At 42.3% G+C, this 22612-nt stretch carries 17 protein-coding genes; 7 read left to right on the top strand and 10 right to left on the bottom strand.

What is annotated here, in order from left to right:
• Positions 1 to 39 precede the first annotated feature (39 nt).
• Genes PQR79_RS10610 through PQR79_RS10620 form a run of 3 tightly spaced genes read right to left on the bottom strand, consistent with a single transcriptional unit; the run spans position 40 to position 2047 of the window.
• Positions 40 to 420: a DUF423 domain-containing protein gene (locus PQR79_RS10610; protein WP_238102897.1), complete on the bottom strand. Its 381-nt coding sequence runs from the start codon at positions 418 to 420 to the stop codon at positions 40 to 42.
• A gap of 21 nt (positions 421 to 441) precedes the next feature.
• Entirely contained in the window at positions 442 to 1155 is a 714-nt protein-coding gene (locus PQR79_RS10615) for an alpha/beta fold hydrolase (protein ID WP_238102896.1), read from the bottom strand.
• On the bottom strand, positions 1136 to 2047 hold the full coding sequence (locus PQR79_RS10620; RefSeq protein ID WP_238102895.1) for a transcriptional regulator GcvA: 912 nt from the start codon (positions 2045 to 2047) through the stop codon (positions 1136 to 1138). The genes PQR79_RS10615 and PQR79_RS10620 overlap by 20 nt, the downstream gene beginning before the upstream one ends.
• 178 nt (positions 2048 to 2225) lie before the next feature.
• Here PQR79_RS10620 and PQR79_RS10625 point away from each other — a divergent pair, with 178 nt between their 5' ends.
• A complete protein-coding gene (locus PQR79_RS10625; RefSeq protein ID WP_238102894.1) occupies positions 2226 to 2450 on the top strand; it encodes a hypothetical protein in 225 nt (74 codons plus the stop codon).
• A gap of 106 nt (positions 2451 to 2556) precedes the next feature.
• On the opposite strand, the gene thiI is transcribed toward PQR79_RS10625, so the two are convergent.
• The 3 genes from thiI to pomA form a co-directional block, all read right to left on the bottom strand.
• Complete coding sequence (thiI, locus tag PQR79_RS10630) at positions 2557 to 4011, bottom strand: tRNA uracil 4-sulfurtransferase ThiI (RefSeq protein ID WP_238102893.1); 1455 nt, start codon at positions 4009 to 4011, stop codon at positions 2557 to 2559.
• A 350-nt stretch (positions 4012 to 4361) separates the two neighbouring features.
• Entirely contained in the window at positions 4362 to 5288 is a 927-nt protein-coding gene (locus PQR79_RS10635) for a flagellar motor protein MotB (protein ID WP_238102892.1), read from the bottom strand.
• 3 nt (positions 5289 to 5291) lie between these two features.
• Positions 5292 to 6059 (bottom strand): flagellar motor protein PomA, encoded by a 768-nt coding sequence (gene pomA, locus PQR79_RS10640; protein ID WP_238102890.1) that lies wholly within the window; start codon positions 6057 to 6059, stop codon positions 5292 to 5294.
• A gap of 367 nt (positions 6060 to 6426) precedes the next feature.
• Here pomA and xseB point away from each other — a divergent pair, with 367 nt between their 5' ends.
• The 3 genes from xseB to dxs are packed head-to-tail and all read left to right on the top strand — an operon-like array spanning position 6427 to position 9469.
• Positions 6427 to 6663: an exodeoxyribonuclease VII small subunit gene (gene xseB, locus PQR79_RS10645; RefSeq protein WP_188925222.1), complete on the top strand. Its 237-nt coding sequence runs from the start codon at positions 6427 to 6429 to the stop codon at positions 6661 to 6663.
• Between the two features lie 36 nt (positions 6664 to 6699).
• Positions 6700 to 7581 (top strand): (2E,6E)-farnesyl diphosphate synthase, encoded by an 882-nt coding sequence (gene ispA / locus PQR79_RS10650; protein WP_238102888.1) that lies wholly within the window; start codon positions 6700 to 6702, stop codon positions 7579 to 7581.
• A 22-nt stretch (positions 7582 to 7603) separates the two neighbouring features.
• Positions 7604 to 9469, top strand: coding sequence for a 1-deoxy-D-xylulose-5-phosphate synthase (gene dxs / locus PQR79_RS10655; protein WP_238102887.1), 1866 nt, complete (start codon positions 7604 to 7606; stop codon positions 9467 to 9469).
• 77 nt (positions 9470 to 9546) lie between these two features.
• On the opposite strand, the gene grpE is transcribed toward dxs, so the two are convergent.
• Positions 9547 to 10152 carry a nucleotide exchange factor GrpE gene (grpE, locus tag PQR79_RS10660; RefSeq protein WP_238102886.1) on the bottom strand — a complete coding sequence of 202 codons (606 nt, stop codon included), beginning with the start codon at positions 10150 to 10152 and terminating at the stop codon, positions 9547 to 9549.
• Positions 10153 to 10314: 162 nt separating this feature from the next.
• On the opposite strand from grpE, the gene nadK reads away from it, so the two are divergent.
• From nadK to PQR79_RS10675, 3 genes are all read left to right on the top strand, one after another.
• The gene (gene nadK / locus PQR79_RS10665; protein WP_238102885.1) at positions 10315 to 11193 is read left to right on the top strand and encodes an NAD(+) kinase; all 879 of its coding nucleotides are present in this window, start codon (positions 10315 to 10317) and stop codon (positions 11191 to 11193) included.
• 331 nt (positions 11194 to 11524) lie between these two features.
• Entirely contained in the window at positions 11525 to 13177 is a 1653-nt protein-coding gene (locus PQR79_RS10670; RefSeq protein WP_238102884.1) for an L-lactate permease, read from the top strand.
• Between the two features lie 147 nt (positions 13178 to 13324).
• Positions 13325 to 16129: an FAD-binding and (Fe-S)-binding domain-containing protein gene (locus PQR79_RS10675; RefSeq protein ID WP_238102883.1), complete on the top strand. Its 2805-nt coding sequence runs from the start codon at positions 13325 to 13327 to the stop codon at positions 16127 to 16129.
• Between the two features lie 117 nt (positions 16130 to 16246).
• On the opposite strand, the gene PQR79_RS10680 is transcribed toward PQR79_RS10675, so the two are convergent.
• From PQR79_RS10680 to PQR79_RS10690, 3 genes are all read right to left on the bottom strand, one after another.
• Positions 16247 to 17320 (bottom strand): CobW family GTP-binding protein, encoded by a 1074-nt coding sequence (locus PQR79_RS10680; RefSeq protein ID WP_238102882.1) that lies wholly within the window; start codon positions 17318 to 17320, stop codon positions 16247 to 16249.
• Positions 17317 to 18588: a DEAD/DEAH box helicase gene (locus PQR79_RS10685; RefSeq protein ID WP_238102881.1), complete on the bottom strand. Its 1272-nt coding sequence runs from the start codon at positions 18586 to 18588 to the stop codon at positions 17317 to 17319. The genes PQR79_RS10680 and PQR79_RS10685 overlap by 4 nt, the downstream gene beginning before the upstream one ends.
• 598 nt (positions 18589 to 19186) lie before the next feature.
• Positions 19187 to 22252, bottom strand: a complete 3066-nt coding sequence (locus PQR79_RS10690) for an EAL domain-containing protein (protein ID WP_424532195.1) — start codon at positions 22250 to 22252, stop codon at positions 19187 to 19189.
• Between the last annotated feature and the right edge of the window lie 360 nt (positions 22253 to 22612).

Below are 22612 nucleotides of genomic sequence, written 5' to 3' on the forward strand. Positions count from 1 at the left end.
ACCCAAAAAATCACAAGGAAGGAGAATTTAGCCGCGGTATTATTTGACGACTTTTGATTGCCAAATTGCGACAGCAAATAACAGCCAACCCATCAAAAAACACAAACCACCTAAAGGCGTAATAGGTCCAATCCATTTCGCACCAGTAAAAGCATACAAATAAAGCGAACCTGAAAACAACACAATCCCAGCAATAAAACTGTAAGCCGCCCAGCTAAGTAGTTTTGAGGTAATCCAATGGCCAGAAAAGGCTAACGCAATAAGCGCAAAGGTGTGGTAAAACTGATAGTCGACTCCAAGCTTAAAGATACTCACAAGTTCTGCTGGGGCAATCGATTTAAGCCCATGGGCCCCAAATGCACCGAGCGACACAGCTAAAAAGCCACTCAAAGTTGCCAGTAATAATAATCCTTTGTTCATTTCACTCACCTTATTGAATGCCTAAATAACCTTTGACTCTAAAAATTGGCAAATACTATCGCAGGCCTGCTGTAAATTACCTTCTAATGTATAACCCGAAGACTTGCGTGGCTGTAAACTATGGTCTCCATCACCGATCCAACTGATCGTTGTGTTGTCGGATAATGACCAAGAAGGCACTTGTTCACGGCCACCAAACTTATCGCGCTCACCTTGAACGATTAGTAATGGTAATGGATTAGTTTGTATCGGTGATAAACGCGGCTCGCCACCTTTTAACGGAATAAAGGGATAACCGAGGCACACTACAGCACAAATGTTCGTCGCAACCTCTTTAGCTTGAGCGGATAAAAATGCGTGCTCAGAGCTGGTTAATATCGCCGACATTCGCCCACCCATCGACTTACCCATTAACACTATTCGTTTAGGATTTATCAGTCCTTGCGTTATTTTTTCTGCCACATCGAGTAATACCTGCTCAAAATGATTGAGTAATTTAGGCGCTCGGTCAGGAGGACGACGCTTACCATCTTGCATGTTGGCTTGCATATATAAAAAGTTAAAACGATATACTTGAAAACCCGCATTAACCAGTAACTCACTCATATTGACCATGAACTCATGATGCATATTGGCGCCTGCGCCATGCGCAAAAATAATCAAGGTGTCGCTTTGTGGACCTTGTAAGATAAAGTCTTGTGCGGGTTCGATGTGATTATCCGGTAAGCAGTTCACTGCGAGACTCCTCAGCAAACATATCGACCATCCATTCTCTAAACGCCGAAATCTTACCTATTTCAGAATGATTTTGTTGGCACACCAAGTAATAAGCATCTTTACTTACGAGCACTTCAGAGAACGGGCAAATCAAGCGACCCGCTTTAATGTCTGGCCTTGCCAACACACTGTAACCTAATGCAACCCCCTGGCCGTGTGCCGCGGCTTGCAGCACCAGTGATGAGTGGCTAAAGATAGGTCCCTGATTAACATTAATATCAGTCACACCACATTGCCTAAACCACGCTTGCCAATCTTGACGACTCGAATCATGCAGTAAAGTATGAAACTTTAAATCACTGGGTTGGCTTAATGGTTTTGGGCCATTTAGCAATAATGGTGAGCATACGGGGATCAGCACTTCGTTACGTAATTTATCAGCACGCAAACCAGGCCAGTTACCTTGACCATAATAAATGGCCACATCAACATCGTCGGTTAATGAGTTAGTGTCACTGTCGACAGCTTTAATTCTAACGTCAATGTCAGGATTTTTTTCGCTGAATTTAGCTAATCTCGGCACTAACCATTGAATCGCAAAACTCGGTGACATACTTACCGTTAATGACCCCACGGCACTGCGAGCAAGTAAGCGATTAGTGGCCTCACCCAGCTCAATAAAAATATCTTTAATGTCGAGAAAGTAGCTTTGACCTTCTTCTGTTAACAATAATGATCGATTCTTACGTCGAAACAATTTTAGCCCTAAAAAATCTTCTAACGCTTTAATCTGATGACTTACCGCCGCTTGAGTCACAAACAACTCTTCTGCGGCGCGGGTAAAGCTCAGGTGTCGTGCTGCAGCCTCAAATGCTTTCACTGCATTTAACGGGGGCAATCGTCTAGACATAGTGATCAGTCTCTCGTTTATTGATTAGTTTTTCTAATGATTATCGTTATTTTTTGTCGTTTGTAAAGAACACTGTGTTTGGTTAAATTAGCAGCATTGAAAATACAGTTGGACAATCTCTACGAGGGAATCGGGATAGTCCGGCAAATATGAATGATTAGCCTGGAGGCTCCACCTTATGTTCAACTTAAAAACTGTTTTTGCTATTACCTTAACAACGCTCATCGGTTTCTCTTCGGCGCACGCCACCGAAGTAAACGCGATTGATATGGCCGACTTACATGCAGAGTTATCACAAAGCATTGAAGCAATGAAAGTTGATATCAATGATGATGTTAACAGCATTTTAGTTGCAGACAATGAAGAAGCACAAAAAACTTCTGAAGCAACTCAAGCAAACTAATCGCAATTCAGTAAACAGGCACAAAAAAAACCGCATTAAATGCGGTTTTTTTGTGGCTATAAATCATAGGCTAACCCACAACATTAATGGAAGGTTAGCCTCACGCTTACGGACGATACACTTTAACGTTAGTGTAGCCTTGCTCAATTAAGTACAACGCTTGCAGCTTACTCATGACACCACGGTCACAGTAAAGCAAATAGGTTTTGCTGTTGTCTAAATCGGCAAACTGAGTCGCAAGTTTAAAGAATGGTATGGTTTTCACCATCACGTTATCCATTTCTAATGGCGCACGCTCTTCTTCTTCTGGTGCACGAACATCAATAACAATCTCGCCTGACGCGACATCCTTAACGGTTTCTGTTTCTGTCACCTGTTTATTCATTTCAGCTTCAATATCACGAATATCCATCACAACTGCAGCGTCAACAACACGATCAATTAAGTCTTCAGAGAATTTAAGTTCTTCTTTTTCAACTTTAGACAACACCGCTTTCACGGTTGGCTTTTGTGAAATAACGCCACAATACTCTGGAATTGATTTGGCAAAATCTTCAGTGCCGATCACACGACTTTGATTGATAATATCTTGCTTGTCCATAGCAATAAGTGGACGCAAAATCAGTAAGTCAGTACAGCGATCAATCACGTTTAAATTGGTTAAAGTTTGGCTAGACACTTGGCCTAAGCTCTCTCCCGTAACCAAAGCTTGAATTCCGAACTTATCAGCTATACGCGTGGCTGCACGCATCATCATACGTTTAAGAATGACGCCCATTTGTCCGTTATCAATCCGCTCAAGGATCTCTTGAACCACAGGCTCAAACGGAACAGAAACAAAGCGTACTTTGTGAGATTCGCCGTACTTTTGCCATAAATGGAAAGCCACTTGTTTAACCCCAATCTCGTGCTGAGCACCACCAAGGTTAAAGAAACAATAATGGGTACGCGCACCCTTTTTAATAAACTGGAAGCTCGACACACCAGAATCAAAACCACCAGAAATCAGTGATAATACGTCTTCTTGAGTCGCCATTGGGAAACCGCCTAAGCCCTCAATACGACGCTCGACCATGTATAATTTGTCTTGATCGATTTCAAGATTCACTGTTACGTCTGGATTTTTAAGCTTTACCCCTACTGCATCAGTGTGCTGATTTAAGCCACCGCCCACATAGCGTTCAACATCAATCGAGTTAAAATCATGCTTACCCGAACGCTTTACACGGACACAAAACGTTTTACCGGCAAGTTCCTCGCGGTATTTAGGTAAAACTTGTTGATAAATATGATCGACCGAATCGAAAGCGTATTCACTCACCTGTACCACATGAGCAATACCAGGAATGCAACTTAAACGCGCGGCAAACGCATCAACGAGCTCAGGTTTATTGTCTGGCACTTTCACTAAAATTCGATCGTATAAACGCTGTACTTTGGCATCTTCATCGACTTTTTTCAGTACATTACGAATATTGGTTTCGAGCATTTTGGTAAATCGCAGTCTTACCGACTTGCTCTTCATCATAATTTCAGGGTACAGCTTTACAATAAACTTCATGGGGCGTCCGCAGGCATAACAAATTCAATAGCACAGCACTTTGCAGGTACTTACTAAGTACATAGCATGGCTAGTTCAAAGAGTTGTAACACGTTGATTATAAAATTGAAAAACAGCTTACAGATTTAGTGACTATAGATTTATGGATAAATCAGCCCCAAAAGGTAAGCAATAATTCGCGGATTATACCAAATGATGCCTATTAACCAAACACATTCACTTTTTAATCATTCATTTTGTGCATGTCGCAAATTTTACGACACATTTTTGTAACAAAAAAGCGCAACCTGTGACGGTTGCGCTTTGCGTATGACATATAAAAGTAAGCAAGCCACTAGGCGATTAATCATTTACTCTGCCACGGTTATCTCGTTTGACTCTTTCGCTTTGCCTTGCTCAATTGAAATCTCAACACGACGATTACGTGTGCGGTTTTCATTGGTGTCATTAGGCACTAATGGTCTGTTAGAAGCCTCTCCCACTACTTTCATGCGGGTTTCATCAAACCCTGGGACTCGGCGTAACTCATCAGCAACCGCAACAGCACGCTGACTTGAGAGCTCCCAGTTTGAACTGTAAAGTTCATTGCTAATGTGCGCGCCATCTGTATGACCTGACACGGTCACGATACCGGGTACATCTTTCAATAATGCGCCAATAGAACGCACAATAGGCTTAAACTTAGGTTGTAAGAAACCTGAACCCGACGCAAACGAGCCTTTTTCACGGATCCGAATAATAATTTGTTGCCCAAGAGATTCAATTTCGATGGCGCCATCAACTATTTCTTCATTGAGCTTTTCAGCCATCTTTTTAACTTGTTCATTAATGTTTTCTTGTGCAGATGCTGCGGCTTTTTTTACAGCCTCCGCTTCTTGCTGAGCAGTTGCAGCGGCATTGCCACCACGTTTATCACCAGATTGTTTTTGGGTACCACCCGCACTGTCTTCTTCACCGGCTTGATACTCAATGGTTGGCTGAGTCATTTCATTGGTTTGTTGGTTAATGATTTCAATTGGGGTGGGATCTGGTCTGCCCGGACGAAACTCAAGCGCAATGACAGAGGTTCCTTTCGGAATATCTTTCACTTCAACTTTGTTTTGTACACCAAACGCATATTTCATCGAGCCCGCAATTTGCTTAAACTTCATGACATCCATTTCTGAGAATGCTAACAACAATACGAAGAAGCACATCAGTAATGACATTAAGTCAGCAAAGGTTGCTAGCCACATTGGCGCGCCAGCAGGTGGACAATCACACTTGGCCTTAGCCATGAGTTATTCTCCGTCCGTTGTGTCAATTACACGTTGTTTTTCAGCAAGATAATTTTTCAAGAAACCTTCAATGACTCGCGGGTTTTGACCGTCTTGTATTGCCAGAACCGCATCCATAATTAAGTTACGATTAAGCAGCTCTTCGCCCATGCGCAGTGACAGTTTATCGGCCATTGGGATTGCGATCATGTTCGCAATGATCGCGCCATAAAGTGTGGTTAACAAGGCAACAGCCATAGAGGGACCAATCGACTTAGGATCATCCATGTTTGACAGCATGGCCACTAAGCCCACAAGTGTACCAATCATCCCCATAGCAGGCGCAACATCACCCATGGCTTTAAAGATGCTGATCCCCATTTTGTGGCGTTCTTCTGTTAACGAGATATCTTTCTCAAGGGCATTACGGACTACGTCGCCATCATGACCATCAACTAACATATCGACCGCTTTTTGCATGAAGGTATTGGTGATTACCGCTTCTTCTAACGCCAAAAAACCACCTTTACGGGCAGCGTCAGCCATGGTGACAGATTGCTCAATTAAATCTTCAGGTTTATCAATTTTAAACATAAAGGCTTTCATGCCGATTTTAATCGAACCTAAAAATTGTTTTAGGTTGAATTTCATCATGACAACAAATAAAGAACCCATGATTACAATCAATACAGAAGGTACGTCGATAAATAAACCGATACCGCCACTGGTCACCATAGCACCAATAATAAATGCAAACGCACCAATAATACCTATCAGGGTAGCTAAATCCACAACCTCTCCTCAATCGCAGTGATGACTCTGCTTTTTGTGCTCTGTTAAAACGGCTTAGCACGGTAAATTTGATATGCTATATCAATCGTATAATACAATCATAATGTTAATTGTTTTGCATTGCTGCAAAAGTTTCTCAAGTCATTATGATAATCAGCAATACTTGTTTCAAGAAATCATTTTCGCCAACAATTTAAAATCTTAACTCTGTATCGGACAAAGTCGGCTCAAGTTTAGCTTGAATTTATTGTTTCTAAAAAAATTTCAATAACAAAGCGTGCTGTTGAGCAAATAACAGACGACTGTATTTGACCGATACGCTGGGCTGATATACCTTGTCACTCGCGCAAACAAAGGAAAATTAATCGTGGCTAAAAAACCAGAAAATCTCAGTTTTGAGCAATCGTTATCTGAGCTCGAAACCATTGTCGCTCATTTAGAGCAGGGTGAAGTGTCACTCGATGACGCGCTAAAACAATTTGAGCGTGGTATCAATTTGGTTCGTCAAAGCCAAACTAAGCTGGAACAAGCTCAGCAAAAAGTGTCTATTTTATTAAATGAAAATGATGCCGAACTCGCACCATTTACCGTTGAAGCTGAATAATCTCAATTCGTTAAATTGAAGCATAGGTCTTAATACGTGTTAGCTGAAGCAATCAAAACTTACCAAAAACGAGTTGATGCCATTCTTGAACAGCATTTAAATCAGCTCGATGGTGCAGCCCCTAATTTAAAAGCGGCAATGTTGCACGGCGCATTATTGGGCGGCAAACGCATTCGCCCTTTTTTAGTTTACGCTGTAGGTAACATGTTCAGTGTTAATATTAATGCCCTAGACAAAGCCGCAGCAGCAATTGAATGCATTCATGCTTATTCATTAATTCATGACGATTTACCCGCCATGGACAATGATGCATTGCGTCGCGGCCAACCTACGGTGCACATCGCATTTGATGAAGCCACCGCAATTTTAGCGGGCGATGCACTGCAAACGTTAGCGTTTGAAATCATGACATCAATCAGTGATGATTTAACCCCAACTCAACAACTCGCCATGGTGAGAGTATTAGCAAAAGCCGCTGGGTACCAAGGTATGTGTGGCGGTCAGGCGATTGATCTTAGCGCCACGAATCACAGTATTGATCTACAACGCTTAACTGAATTACACAATAAAAAAACCGGGGCATTGATTAGCTGCGCCGTAGAAATGGCGTTAATAGCAGCTAATGCACCCGCAGAACAATATCAGCTGATGATGCAATACGCTCAAGCCTTAGGGTTAGCGTTTCAAGTTCAGGACGATATTTTAGATATAACCGCAAGCACGGAAGAGCTTGGGAAACCTCAAGGCAGTGATGAGCAATCCAATAAAAGCACCTTCCCGAAACTGTTAGGTCTTGATGGTGCAAAGGCCTGTGCGGAACAACTAATACAAGATGCACTATCAGCGCTGACTAAATTGCCATACAATAGCCAGTTAATTGCAGACTTCGCCCGTTATATTATTGAGCGAAGATTATAATAAAGAGTCAGAATATCTCGCTATGAGTTTCGATATTTCTAAATTCCCAGTACTAGCACAAGCTAATACGCCAGAAGAATTACGGAAGTTACCGCAAGGTCTTCTTCCACAAGTGTCTGATGAACTTAGACAATTCTTACTTCAGTCTGTTGGTATTTCCAGCGGACATTTTGCGTCTGGCTTAGGCACAGTTGAATTGACTGTGGCCCTTCATTATGTCTATAACACTCCCTTTGATCGTTTAGTTTGGGATGTTGGCCATCAGGCATATCCGCATAAAATCTTAACGGATCGTCGTGAACGTATGCACACCATTAGGCAAAAAAATGGTTTACATCCTTTTCCATGGCGAGAAGAAAGCCAATACGACACCTTTAGTGTGGGTCACTCTGGCACGTCTGTCAGCGCTGCTTTAGCCATGGCTGTTGCCGCGGAAAAAGAAGCCGAAGGACGGAAAGTGGTCGCGGTGATCGGTGATGGCGCCATGACCGGTGGTATGGTGTTTGAAGCCATGAACCACGCAGGTGATTTACACAAAGACATGCTGGTTGTATTGAACGACAATGAAATGTCGATTTCTGAAAACGTCGGGGCGTTAAACAACCATTTAGCCCAATTGATGTCAGGGCGTTTTTACACCACTATCCGTGAAAACAGCAAAAAAGTACTCAAAGGCATGCCGGTCATTAAAGAAATGGCCAAGCGCACCGAAGAACACCTAAAAGGCATGGTTGTTCCGGCCACATTATTTGAAGAATTAGGTTTTAATTACATTGGTCCAATTGATGGCCACGACGTGGATTCATTAGTTGAAACCTTGCGTAACATGCGTAATTTAAAGGGCCCACAGATGCTGCATATCATGACCAAAAAAGGTCGTGGTTATGAGCCCGCAGAAAAAGACCCCATTGGCTGGCATGCGGTGCCTAAATTTGATCCGAGCCAATTTAAAAAGCCGGCAACCAAACCAGGCTTACCGACTTTTTCGCAAGTCTTTGGGAAATGGTTATGCGATGTCGCAGCCCAAGATGACAAATTGATGGCGATAACACCAGCCATGCGTGAAGGCTCTGGTATGGTTGAGTTTTCGCAACGTTTCCCAACACAGTATTTTGATGCAGCCATTGCTGAGCAACATGCCGTAACATTAGGCGCAGGATTTGCTTGTGAAGGACTGAAACCGGTCGTTGCGATTTATTCAACCTTTTTACAACGCGGTTACGATCAATTAATTCATGATGTTGCCTTGCAACGTTTACCCGTATTGTTTGCCATTGACCGTGGTGGCATTGTCGGTGCAGACGGCCCAACTCACCAAGGTGCCTTTGATTTAAGCTTTATGCGCTGTATCCCCAATATGGTGATCATGGCGCCATCAGATGAAAATGAATGTCGCCAAATGTTGTATACCGGATATTGTTATCAAGACGGCCCTACAGCAGTACGTTACCCAAGAGGTAGCGCAACCGGTGCCGAACAAGTCGAACAGATGACAGCCCTACCGATAGGTAAGGGATTAATAAAGCGTCAAGGTAAAAAGATAGCCATGGTTAACTTTGGTACCACGTTAGCGGCAACGCTTGAAGCAGCAGAACAACTTGACGCTACAGTGGCAGACATGCGTTTTGTGAAGCCTTTGGATGTCGATTTATTGGTAGAACTCGCAAACGATCACGATGTTATCGTCTCTGTTGAAGAAAACGCCGTATTAGGTGGTGCTGGCTCTGGCGTACTCGAAACCTTACAAAAGATGCGTATTGTAAAGCCAGTATTATTGATAGGTTTACCTGATGAGTTTATTAAGCATGGCTCACCGGATGAAATCACCGCTGAGCTGCAACTGGACGCTGCAGGCATTTTAGCGCAGGTGCGAGCGTTTATTGCTTAAATGTTTACGCTTATCCATAGAGTATAAAAAAGGACTGAAAATTCAGTCCTTTTTTTATATCTGTTATTCCGTCGCGTTTACGCTTCTACGTCTACGCTATTACCACCTTGAGACACCATTACCATGGCAGGACGTAACAAACGGTCGTTAAGCAAGTAGCCTTTTTGCATCACCATCATTACCGTGTTAGCAGGGAAATCAGCACTCGGTTGCATACCAATAGCTTGGTGATGATCAGGGTTAAATGCCTCACCCTGAGGGTTAACTTGAGTCACCCCAAACTTCTCAACTGAGGTTAAGAAACCTTTCATGGTTAACTCAACACCTTCATAAATGGCTTTAGTCACTTCGTTTTCAGGATCTGTTCCTTGCAACGCGCGCTCCATATTGTCAATCACTGGCAATAATTCATTGGCGAATTTTTCTAAAGCAAATTTACGCGCTTGTTCAACATCTTTTGCTGCACGAGTACGGATATTTTGTGTTTCTGCGGCAGCGCGCATTTCAACATCTTTACGCTCTTCAAGTGCGGCTTGAGTTTCGGCTAATTGCTGCTCTAGTTCTTCAATGCGAAAATTGGCTTGGGTCAATTCATCCATCAAACTCGCTTCATCAGCCACGACTTCAGGTGTTACCACTTCTTCCACTTGATCTTGCGGTGCGTTGTTCGATTCGTTGCTCATTTTCACTCCAGCTAAAAAATGCAATATTGGATATATTAATACAAAAATAAAGTGGCCAATTGCTGATTAATTGACAGCAATTATCACACTTTTAATAAGTTTGAGTATATTATGGGGATCAATTCTTATGTTTCAAGGCCTAAAGGCAGAACAAACACGAATATGACTAAATTGTTCAACACAATCGGGCTTATCGGCAAACCGCATCACCAAGGGACCAACCAAACGCTTAGGCGTTTGCATCACTGGCTCAGTGTCCAGGGTTTTAATGTGATTGTAGAGGAACGCGTATCGGCTGAATTAGGTGCCGATATTTGCTCTATGGACTTGCTCGAAATGGGCGAGCATTGCGACCTTGCCATCGTCGTAGGTGGCGACGGTAATATGCTAGGTGCTGCCCGTGTACTGGCCCGTTTTGATGTAGCCGTTATTGGCGTAAACCGCGGTAATCTTGGTTTTTTAACTGACCTGCCCCCAGACAACTTTGAAGATGCATTATCTAAGGTCTTAGACGGTGAGTTTGAAACTGAACATCGTTTTTTACTCGAAGCTGAAGTTCATCGCCATGGTAAAATCACCTCCAGTAATACTGCAGTCAATGAGGCGGTGTTGCATCCCGGCAAAATTGCTCACATGATCCAATTTGAGGTGTATATCGATGAGCAATTTATGTATAGCCAACGTGCTGATGGCATGATTGTCTCAACACCTACAGGATCTACTGCGTATTCATTATCGGCAGGAGGATCAATTTTAACCCCTAATTTACAAGCTCTGATTTTAGTCCCCATGTTTCCGCACACCCTGTCATGCCGACCCATAGTGGTCGATGCCTGCAGTACGATAAAATTAGTCGTGTCGCCAAACAATGGGGAAAATCTCGAAGTCAGCTGCGATGGTCATGTGCATTTAGCTGTATTACCGGGTGATGAAATTTTTATACGCCGTTCTAATGAACGCTTGCGGTTAATTCATCCTAAAGGGCATAACTACTTCCATGTTCTTAGAAATAAATTAGGTTGGGGCAGTAAACTTTTCTAACCTTTGATAGAGCTCACACCTCAGACACCTTTCTCGTGAAACCCTTCACATTAACAAGCGCTAAATAACGTTATCTTAAGCCACTCGTTAAATCGATTGGCTTTATTTTTACGTTTATTTCACAACATAAAAAACGTGATCTAAAACAGACATTAAAAATGCAGCTATTAGAGGTAGATCTCACTTCTACTCGCGAGCCGTGTTTCCGGTGTATTCGATGATCTCGATCAACACTTTTAACACTTAAATAACGTCTATTACGCCCTAGTTAGCGAAAAGCTAACAAATAATAACAATTTAATACCCACTATATAGTGATACAGAGGTATACATGACATTTTTACAGTTACTAGCAAGCTTAACGCCCATTATAAGCGTAATGGTATTTTTAGTACTCATGCGCTTACCGGCATCAAAAGCTATGCCAATATCAATGATTGCGACAGGTCTGGCAGCAATCTTTATTTGGCAAATGGACACGACGCTGCTCGCAGCTTCCGTTGTAGAAGGACTTCTCTCTGCATTAACACCGCTTACCATTATTTTTGGCGCGGTGTTTTTGCTAAATACGCTTAAATATTCTGGGGCGATGGACACCATTCGCGCAGGTTTTACCAACATTAGCGCCGATGCGCGAGTTCAAGTTGTGATCATTTGTTGGTTATTTGGCTCGTTTATCGAAGGCTCAGCAGGCTTTGGTACACCAGCGGCAATTGGGGCGCCGTTGTTAGTGTTACTGGGTGTGCCACCTATTGCAGCTGCAGTCGTAGCCTTAATCGGTGACTCAACTGCAGTATCATTTGGTGCGATTGGTTTACCCGTTTTATTTGGTATGGAACAAGGCTTAACTGAAGGTGGCGTTAACATGGCAGCGGGCCAATTTGCTGAACATGGCGGCACCTTTGTCGGTTATGCCCAGTTTATTGCTAAGCACATGATCACCATCGACTTGATTACCGGTACCCTCATTCCACTCGTCATGGTATGTGTATTAACGGGATTCTTTGGTCGTAACAAATCAATTAAAGAAGGTCTACAAATTTGGAAATTTGCCATTTTTGCAGGCTTTGCATTTACGGTTCCTGCGTGGTTAATCAACTTCTTTGCCGGTCCAGAGTTCCCATCAGTTATTGGTGCACTTGTGGGTATGGCGTTAGTGATTCCTGTTGCTAAAAAAGGTTGGTTATTGCCGACTCAACCTTGGTGTGACTTTAGCGAAAATGACAACAAAACTGAAGAAGAGTTAGCGGTTGACCAAACCCCAGTTAAATTTTCTCAAATTGCAGCTTGGTCTCCATATATCATCATGGCAGCGCTATTAGTGTTGTCTCGTGTTGTTGGTCCTTTTAAGAGCTGGTTAACGAGCTTCAACGTTAGCTGGACAGGATTACTTGGTACTGAGTTAAAAGCCGGATTTGCTACCTTTTATGCACCCGGTATCTTCTTTGTAGCAGTCTGTTTATTTGGTTTTGTGTTATTCAAAATGAAACCAAAAGCAATGAAGCAGTCTTTCACTGTATCTTGTAAGTCTATGCTGCCAACCATTATCTCATTAGGTGCGTCAGTGCCAATGGTTAAAATCTTCTTAAACTCGGGCGAAAATGGTGCAGGCCTTGCGTCTATGCCTGTTGCACTTGCAGACCTATTGGCTAGCAGCATGGGGGCTGTTTGGGCATGGGTATCACCAGTTGTGGGGATTTTCGGTGCATTCTTGTCTGGTTCGGCCACCTTCTCAAACATGATGTTCTCTGGCTTACAGTATTCTGTAGCCGACAATATCGGCATGAACCATGCCTTAGTATTAGCACTTCAAGGTATTGGTGCTAACGCCGGTAACATGATGTGTGTAATGAACGTTGTGGCTGCTGCAACCGTTGTAGGTATGGCTGGACGTGAGTCTGAAATTATTCGTAAAACAATGCCTATTGCCCTTGGTTATGCCATGGTAGCAGGCACTATCGCAGTGATTTGGGGTGGATTTTAATCCGAACCCATTGCGATAGAGAATGACAGCTCAATACATTTGAAGTTGCGATAATCAACATGATGTTTATTGCAGCTTCAACCATTGAGATTAACGATAGCAGGCAAACATAGCCTGCTAAATTATAGAGTGTTAAGAGAGCATGTTATGACTATTAACTATCAAGTAGTAATGGATATTTTAACGTCTCAATTGGGAAGCGATGCTGTCTCAAATGATCCTGTACGTCGCTTTGCCTGGTCTACGGATGCGAGTTACTTCCGTATCGTACCAGAAATTGTTGTCCACGCTGATACCGTAGAACAAGTCAAAATTACCCTTAATGTTGCTAGAGCACATAACGTGCCAGTGACATTCCGTGCAGCGGGTACAAGTTTATCAGGTCAAGCTATTGGCGAAGGTATTTTATTAATATTGGGCCATGATGGTTTTAGAACCATCGCCATTAGCGAAGATAAATCATCTATCACCTTAGGTGCTGCAGTTATTGGCTCTGACGCTAACGCGGCATTAAAGCCATTTAACAAAAAGATTGGCCCAGACCCTGCCACCCTCGCCTCTGCACAAATTGGCGGCATGGTTGCCAACAACGCATCTGGCATGTGCTGTGGTACAGCGCAAAACAGTTATCAAACTATCAAGTCAGCCAAATTAATGCTAGCCGATGGCACTGAATTAGACACAGGTTGCCCTCATTCAAAAGCGGCATTCAGTCAGTCTCACTCCATGTTATTAGCAGCACTCACTGACTTAGCAGAATTAACCCAAAATAACCCAACGTTAGCGGCACGAATTCGCAAAAAGTTCTCGATTAAAAATACTACGGGTTACAGCATCAACTCTTTGGTCGACTTTACTGACCCATTCGACATTATTAACCACTTAATTGTGGGTTCTGAAGGTACTTTAGCCTTTGTTAATGAAATCACTTACCACACCGTTGAAGAAGCGCAATTTAAAGCGTCTGCCATGGCAGTATTTTTCAACATGGAAGATGCAGCCAGTGCTATCCCATTAATTAAGGGTGACAGTGTTGCAGCGGCAGAATTACTCGATTGGGCGTCAATTAAGTCAGTAACCGGTAAAACGGGGATGCCAGAATGGTTAAGTGAGCTACCTGAAGGTGCAGCCATCCTGTTGATTGAATCTCGCGCCAATGATTCACAAACACTGGATAGCTATACTAGTGACGTTATCGAAAAAATTGCCCACATTAAAACTGAGCGCCCAATTGAGTTCAGTAAAGATCCAGCAGTATTTGGTCAATACTGGGCCATGCGCTCAGGCTTGTTCCCTATTATTGGTGGCGCGCGCCCTAAAGGCACCTCAGTAATTATTGAAGACGTGGCATTTGAACTTGAACATTTAGCAAATGCAGCGGCTGATTTAACGGCATTATTCCATAAGCATGGCTACCCTGAAGGGGTTATTTACGGTCATGCTCTTGCGGGTAACTTCCACTTTATCATTACACCGACATTTGCATCGCAAGGCGATATCGACCGTTTCCATGCCTTTATGCAAGATGTGGCAGAAATGGTCATCGACAAGTATGACGGCTCAATGAAAGCTGAGCATGGTACAGGCCGCGCGGTAGCACCATTTGTTGAAATGGAATGGGGTAGCGATGCTTATACCCTAATGAAGCAAATTAAGCAGATTTTTGACCCTAGCGGTTTATTAAACCCAGGGGTGATATTAAATGATGATGCACAAGTGCACGTTAAAAATATCAAACCATGTCCAATTGTCGATGACTTTGTCGACAAGTGTATTGAATGTGGTTTCTGTGAAAAGACCTGCCCAACATCAGCACTTAACTTCTCGCCACGTCAGCGTATTGCTGTATTACGTGAAATTGAACGTTTAGAACAGTCTGGCGATAAGCAAGCCGCGGCTGAAATGCGTGCCAGTGCGAAATACGATGTTGTTGATACCTGTGCTGCGTGTCAGTTATGTACAATCGCCTGCCCTGTTGACAACAGCATGGGTCAGTTAGTACGTAAGTTACGTACTCCATACATCACCACAACAGAACAAAAGGTACTCGACTTCCAGGCCAAGCATTTTGGCGCGGTTAACCAAGTCATCAGTACCGGTTTTGATATTTTAGGCATCCTGCATAAAGTGACCGGAGACACGATAACAAACTCACTCATGAATGCTGGCCGAATGATCACCAAAGAAGTGCCTTATTGGAACCCTGACTTCCCTAAAGGCGGTAAAGTGGCCAAGCCATCGGCGCATAAACCTAACCAACAAACAGTGCTGTACTTCCCAGCGTGTGGCGGCAGAACCTTTGGTCCTACACCAAAAGATCCTGACAACCGCACTCTGCCAGAAGTGGTTATTACCTTGTTAGAGCGTGCTGGCTATAACGTCATTATTCCAGACAATACTCGCCATTTATGCTGTGGCCAAATGTGGGAATCAAAAGGCGACTTTAAAAATGCCGACGCGAAGCGTGATGAGCTCATTGATGCGCTAAGTAAGCTGTCTGACAATGGTAAAGTGCCTGTTGTGGTGGATGCCTTGTCTTGTACTTACCGTACATTAACGGGTAACCCTAAAGTGGCCATTACCGACTTAGTCGAGTTTATGCACGATAACTTATTGCCTAACATGACGATTACCAAAAAATCTAACGTTACCTTACACCAAGGCTGTAGTGCCCGTAAGATGAAGCTAGAGCCAAAACAACAAGCCATTGCTGATGCATGTGCCAACCATGTGGTATTGCCAGCTGGGATTACTTGTTGTGGTTATGCAGGTGAAAAAGGCTTGTACAAGCCCGAAATTAACGCCAGTGCATTACGTAATATCAAAAAACTCATTCCAGCAGAAACCAAAGAAGGTTACTACGCAAACAGAATGTGTGAAGTGGGCTTAACCCAACATAGTGGTATTTCGTATCGTCACTTAGCTTACCTATTAGAAGAGTGTACTCGCTAAGGTTTGCAAGACGATTCTTGGCTGCATAAGGCAAGAAACACAATGGGCATTGATATAACATCAATGCCCATTTTTATTGCAGAATGTGAATATGTTCTTCAACGTTAAGTGTTACGGCTAAATCACCTCAATACACTCTAAAAGCTGCTGCTGTAAACTATTAACGTCAAGCTCACTGTCACTAATGATTTCAATACGCGAATCGAGTGCATCATCATGCTCATCTAGATTGACATGACCATCAACCATATTGACAATTAATATGCCATCATGCGTAATCACAATCGCTTTTAGTCTCAGTACATTTAGCCCTTTTACCGACTCAAGCCACTGCATAAACGATTCAAAACTAAAGCAACGCAAGCTATCAATAATCCACCCATAACTGACACAGCCCTCACCTTGATTAGTTTTAAAAGCATACCCTTGCAGTGCAAGCTGTTGTTGAAGTTCATCGTTGCTATACGTTGATGGAGCACTGGGTAAAAACCATTGCTCTGCACTAGGATTCAACATGCTTTTAGGCTTGAGGGGGGGTGAAACTTGTGTGTTACATTGAGTGGTTGATTTATCCAGTTGCGTATAAATATACTGCAATTGCTCAGGCTGGATACGTTGGCTGTCATTGTAAATAACCGGTGTATCGACACGGTTGAGTTGCGCCATAAAATCAGTCAAGGCCTGTTGATCTTGCTCAGCATAATGTTGAGCTTTATTGGCCATCACGATATCAGCCACCTGTATCTGCTGAATAAAAATGTCATGGTTATGATAACGCTCGTCACGGACTTTGCGGGCATCGACAAGGCATAAGCTCGTTTGCACCTTAATAACGTGTTGAAAATATACCGCTTGCAAAAGCTTAATGATCTCAGCAGGGTGGCCCAACCCTGTAGGTTCAATCAATAACCTATCTGGTTTTGCCTGTTGGATAAGTTGCGTAATGGTCACTTGTGTAGGCACACCTGCAGCACAGCATAAACACCCGCCGGGCACTTCTTTAATGGTTATCCCTGGTGTTGCTTGCGTATGCAACAAGCCGCCATCAATACCAATTTCGCCAAATTCATTGACCAATACCGCCCACTTCTCATGTTCAGGTTTATTGGCCAACAGTTGCTTAATGAGTGTTGTTTTGCCCACGCCCAAAAAGCCAGTAATAATATTCGTTTTTATCGGTTTAGTGATCATTTTTTGGTTTTCGCGTATTTACCTTTGCGAGTAGGCTTAGCATCACCTTGTGATGGTTTACCACGTTTATGTTTAAACGCTTTTTTAGGTTTTTCAGGGCTTATGTCGCGATACCGAGCTGGTAATGGTGCACCTTCTTCATAACCTTGTGGCGTAACCGTCACTAATGTTTGCCCGATAAGTTGCTCAATTTCAGCCAGCAACTCAAGCTCCTGCCGGCTAACTAACGATATCGCCTCACCAGTCAATCCTGCACGGCCTGTACGACCAACGCGGTGTACGTAATCTTCACACTCTTCAGGCAGCTCAAAATTAATCACCCGCGGTAAGGCTTGAATGTCTAAGCCTCTTGCCGCCAAATCAGTCGCAATCAACACCCGTAACTGACCTGCTTTAAACTCTTCTAACGCACGGTTGCGAGCGCCTTGGCTTTTATCACCATGGAAAACCGCTGACTTAATACCGTCTAATGACAACTCACGGTATAAATGCTCTGCCGTTTCTTTGCGGCTAGTAAACACCATGACTTGTTGCCAATTGTGTTTACCAATCAATTCTGACAATAATTCAGCTTTACGGCGCACATCAACTTTATACACTTGCTGGCTAACATTAGCCGCTGTGGTTTGAGTTTCAACATGAACATATTCAGGCTGATTAAGCATTTTAGCAGCCAAGCTTTTCACATCGTCAGAGAAGGTCGCAGAAAACATCATTGTATGATGTTGTTTAGCGATTAAACGCTTCACTTTTTCAATGTCTTTAACAAAACCTAAATCGAGCATGCGATCAGCTTCGTCAATGACCAAGTGGGTCACTGAAGATAAATCCAATTCATGTTGGCCAATAATGTCAAACAAACGACCAGGCGTGGCAACTAACACATCAACACCCTGCTCTAATGCTTTACGCTGAGGATTAATACTTGCGCCGCCATAGACTGCCAAACTTGAAAGCTCGGTAAACTGGCCGTATTTCACGAGGTTTTGTTCTATTTGAATAGCCAGCTCTCGGGTGGGGGTCATGATTAGCACCCGCAATCTTGCTGCTGGAGTCAACACTTCAGGCGATTCTTGCAATAAATGGTGTAACAACGGCAAAGCAAATGCCGCCGTTTTACCGGTACCCGTTTCGGCACTGGCCAACACATCTTGTCCATTGAGCGCTAGTGGGATCACCGCTTGTTGAACTGGGGTGGCAGTGTGATAACCTGATTGATTGATCGCATCAAATAACAATGGCGATAATCCTAGCGAAGTAAATGACATAACAAACTCAATAGACAATGAAATAGTCCACTATTGTATACCCAAACTACCTGAAGATGCTCGATTTCAGCGAGAATTTACACGCGTTTAGGCAAGGCATTGATTGCGGGTAATGGTTATTCCCTTTCCAAAATCAATAACGCTGCATAAACGCGTGTAAAACTTGCCCTTTGGGAGTTTCACCGTGTTCCCCTGATTTTTAAATCAAGAGCATTGTTGCGCTAATTTATAAAGTGCTATTACTGCATTAACGCGCCTAGTATTGAAAACTCGGTGAAGCTCTGAAACACGTATCTTCAAGTTGATTGGGTATATACTCAATCAACCTGAAGATGCTCAATTTCAACAAGAATTTACTCGTATTTAATACCATTACGCATTAATAAGTGATAACTCCAGCGAGAGTTTAAAAGAGATTAAACAAGGCAGATGGCTGAGTGAATAGTTTCTCTTTCAAAGTCATGCAGCGCATGTGTAAGCCCTTTTAAAACTCGCCTGAAAGGAATGCCCCTGTCGCTTTTGCTTTGCATTCTCGCTATTTGAAAGGAAAAACCATTACGCCATAGCGACGCCTTAATCAAAAACGACTGGACACATTCTACCTGGCAGTAAATTGATTTATCTGAATGGGCTCTGCGCGTTGTTGCAAGTATTTTTGTTCAAACTCTTCATGACATAAAGCATGCGAAAACCAGTAACCTTGGCCATAGTCGCAACCCGCAAGCTCAAGCAACGCTCGCTGCTCTTCAGTTTCAATGCCCTCAGCAATCACTTTCATGCCCAATTTATGCGCCATTACGATCATCGCTTCACATAGGCTTAAATCGTTACTGTCTGGCATTAGGTTATTCACAAAAGATTTATCAATCTTGAGGTAATCGATATTAAATTTGCGTAAATAAGAAAGCGATGAGTAACCGGTACCAAAATCATCTAAAGACACCTCAAGCCCAGCATCACGATAGGCCAATAGTTTCGACTCAACATTTTGCTCTTTGTCGAGTAGCAAGCCTTCGGTAATTTCAATACAAATATGATGCGCATTTACATGCAGTTCATCCATTTGTAATAACCAATCCTGCACATCTGTGGTTTCATCTTTAAACTGTACCGGCGATTTATTAATACTGATTTGAATATCGGCATTAAATATTTCTGACCATCGAGCAGATTGTTTGATTGCTTGGTTAAATACCCAATTACCGATCTCAATAATCATTCCGGTTTCTTCTGCAATGGGAATAAAATCAGCCGGCGGCACAAACCCCATTGTAGGATGCTTCCAACGTATAAGGGCTTCAGCTTTTACCACTTTATCTGTGGTCAAATTCACAATGGGTTGATAATACAATTCGAATTGTTGCTGGATAATGGCATTTTTTAACTCTTGTACCAGTATCATGCGCTTTTGAGCATCATTTTGCATTTCAGGCGTAAAATAGTTAAATCGATTTCGCCCATGGGTTTTAGCTGAATACATGGCTTGATCAGCATTTTTAAGGAGGGCTTCAGTCGTTGTAGCATCATCAGGGAATAAAGTGATCCCAATACTGCCACTAATATAAGCCGTTTGTTCACCTAATGTATAAGGTTCAGCTAACCGCTTAAGGATTTGCCCTGCGACACGCTCTACACCATGGTTATCATCTAAATTGGTTAACACTATCGTAAATTCGTCGCCACCTAAACGTGCCACAACATCTGATTCACGTATACAATCTTTTAAACGTTCAGCGGTTTCTAACAACAATACATCGCCCATATCATGGCCAAGCGTGTCATTAATTTCTTTAAAATAATCCAAATCTAAAAACATCAATGCAAAATGGTTATGTTGCCTATCACTATGCAGCACTTCTTTACTCAAAAACTCCATTAACATCCTACGATTTGGTAATCCCGTTAATGCATCATAATTAGCTTGGCGCCATATTAACTCTTCTGTTTGTTTTTTCTCGGTGATGTCAGAAAACAATGCTACAAACCTGGCTTTATGCGCTTTCGTTTTACTGATGGCATTAATGGTTAATAAGATGAGGTAGTTTTCGCCATTTTTGCGCCTCATCCATACTTCACCTTGCCAACGACCTAATTGATTGAGTTGTTTATCAAGCTGATCGTAAAATTTGCGAGGTTGTAATTCAGATTGAAAAATACGTAAATGTTGCCCTTGGATTTCATCTCGGTTAAAACCTGTAATCATTGAAAACGCAGGATTAGAGTCAATAATAATGCCTTGAGAAGTGAATACACTCATCGCCTCACTGGAGTTTTGATACACAGATGCTGCAACACTTAATGACTCTTCGAATTGTTTAATGTCAGTGATATCACTGACCGTGCCACACACTCGCAATGGCTGACCTTTATCATTGACAGCAACCACTTTGCCAGTTTGTAATATCCAACGCGTTTCGCCCTGTAAATTAGTCAATTGATATTCAATGCGTTGATTAACCGTATGCCCTAAACGAATATCGCAAATAGAGCGTAAAAACTTAAATTTATCATGCGGTTGAATTGCGTCGAGCCACATTTTAGGATGATCATTCAATGCCTTCGTAGAACAACACAAAATGTCGGCACTATAACGATTAGTGTTCATCGTGTGTAAAGCAACATCCCAATCCCATACCCCTAGCTCACTACTGTCAAGTACCAAATCCAGTTGTTCTTTACTTTGTAATAACGCACTTTCTGCTAATTTATGCTGCGTAATATCTAAAAAACCCGCAATCACTAAAAATCCATTATTTTCAGTATTACGTCGGCACACAACCGTGACATGGGTATAAACAATCGACCCGTCTTTCGCGACAAATCGCTTGTCAATTTCATATTCGTCTAATTCACCTTTGACCATTTTGTCATAAAGCAACAGATCTTTATTTAAGTCATCAGGATAAGTTAACTCTGCCCAAGTCAGTGCTTTTAACTCGCTTTCACTATAACCAAACATTTCACACAAATAAGGGTTTACTTTGAGCCAATATTTGGCTTTTGAAGTAATTGAAATACCTATGTTGCCAATATCAAATTGACTATTGAACAAAAAGTCCTCTTGTAACCTCACTTGCATATCGCGTTCACGAAACACGACCGTGCTAAACAGGCGACCAATCACCATTGTCAAAATTGGAAAAATAATCAAAATGGGAATGGCAACAACCTTTATAGCGTCGATACCAAGTTCAATAGGCAGTAAAAAAAGAGATAATAACAACAGAAAGTGGAGTGCTAACCCAGCTAAATAAAAGTGCAAATAACTTATAGTGTCCAGTGAGTGTTTAGCAAAATGACGCCAGATTAAGCCAAATAACCCGCTAAAACATATCATCACAATACCAACATACATCCCAGTACCGGCTAAATTATAACGGTAAAAGGCCATGCAAGCGGCGGCGATTAACGTGGGCACAAAACCAAAAAACAAACCCGATAAACACAATAAAACTGAGCGAGTATCAAATAATAAACCTTGCTCAAACACTAATGGGGTCATCATGATGATAACGCCGATAATACCGATTAAGGCCCCCATACTGAGTTGCCATAATGCGAGGTGAGATTGACGTTGATGTGATGGGAAAAGCGAATACAAATATACCAACGCTAATAATAGCGCGGCATTTTCACAAAATGACAAAAAGATATTCAGATTGATCATCTACACAATTCCCTTACGTATCCTTATCAAGCTTAATTGCATCCTAGCAGTCTTTATTTAGTGTAGCAGAATCAAATCATAGCCATAATTCTAGAGTTACTTATACCGTATGATAACAGATAAATAAATCAAAAATAATGAATATTGACCAATGGGTTAACGACAAAACCCCTCACAATTCAATGCTTACACCTTTAATGTTTGGTATAGCGCTTACGGACGCTTTAAATATAGACATTTAATGTCTATCGTCTTATGCCTTATGTGTGTGCATTATCATTCAAACAGTATCTGATGTATGAAAAATACATCGTTATCAAAAAAAACGATTAAGCCAAAAATTTACCCCATCCATTT

The organism is Shewanella metallivivens, assembly GCF_028750675.1.
Lineage (GTDB): Bacteria > Pseudomonadota > Gammaproteobacteria > Enterobacterales > Shewanellaceae > Shewanella > Shewanella metallivivens.

Coding starts and splice junctions, on each gene's coding strand:
- PQR79_RS10685 (WP_238102881.1), bottom strand. CDS start 18,588: ATGTCATTTACTTCGCTAGGATTATCGCCATTGTTATTTGATGCGATC.
- dxs (WP_238102887.1), top strand. CDS start 7,604: ATGAGTTTCGATATTTCTAAATTCCCAGTACTAGCACAAGCTAATACG.
- PQR79_RS10610 (WP_238102897.1), bottom strand. CDS start 420: ATGAACAAAGGATTATTATTACTGGCAACTTTGAGTGGCTTTTTAGCT.
- nadK (WP_238102885.1), top strand. CDS start 10,315: ATGACTAAATTGTTCAACACAATCGGGCTTATCGGCAAACCGCATCAC.
- PQR79_RS10675 (WP_238102883.1), top strand. CDS start 13,325: ATGACTATTAACTATCAAGTAGTAATGGATATTTTAACGTCTCAATTG.
- PQR79_RS10635 (WP_238102892.1), bottom strand. CDS start 5,288: ATGGCTAAGGCCAAGTGTGATTGTCCACCTGCTGGCGCGCCAATGTGG.
- PQR79_RS10670 (WP_238102884.1), top strand. CDS start 11,525: ATGACATTTTTACAGTTACTAGCAAGCTTAACGCCCATTATAAGCGTA.
- PQR79_RS10625 (WP_238102894.1), top strand. CDS start 2,226: ATGTTCAACTTAAAAACTGTTTTTGCTATTACCTTAACAACGCTCATC.
- thiI (WP_238102893.1), bottom strand. CDS start 4,011: ATGAAGTTTATTGTAAAGCTGTACCCTGAAATTATGATGAAGAGCAAG.
- PQR79_RS10680 (WP_238102882.1), bottom strand. CDS start 17,320: ATGATCACTAAACCGATAAAAACGAATATTATTACTGGCTTTTTGGGC.
- grpE (WP_238102886.1), bottom strand. CDS start 10,152: ATGAGCAACGAATCGAACAACGCACCGCAAGATCAAGTGGAAGAAGTG.
- PQR79_RS10620 (WP_238102895.1), bottom strand. CDS start 2,047: ATGTCTAGACGATTGCCCCCGTTAAATGCAGTGAAAGCATTTGAGGCT.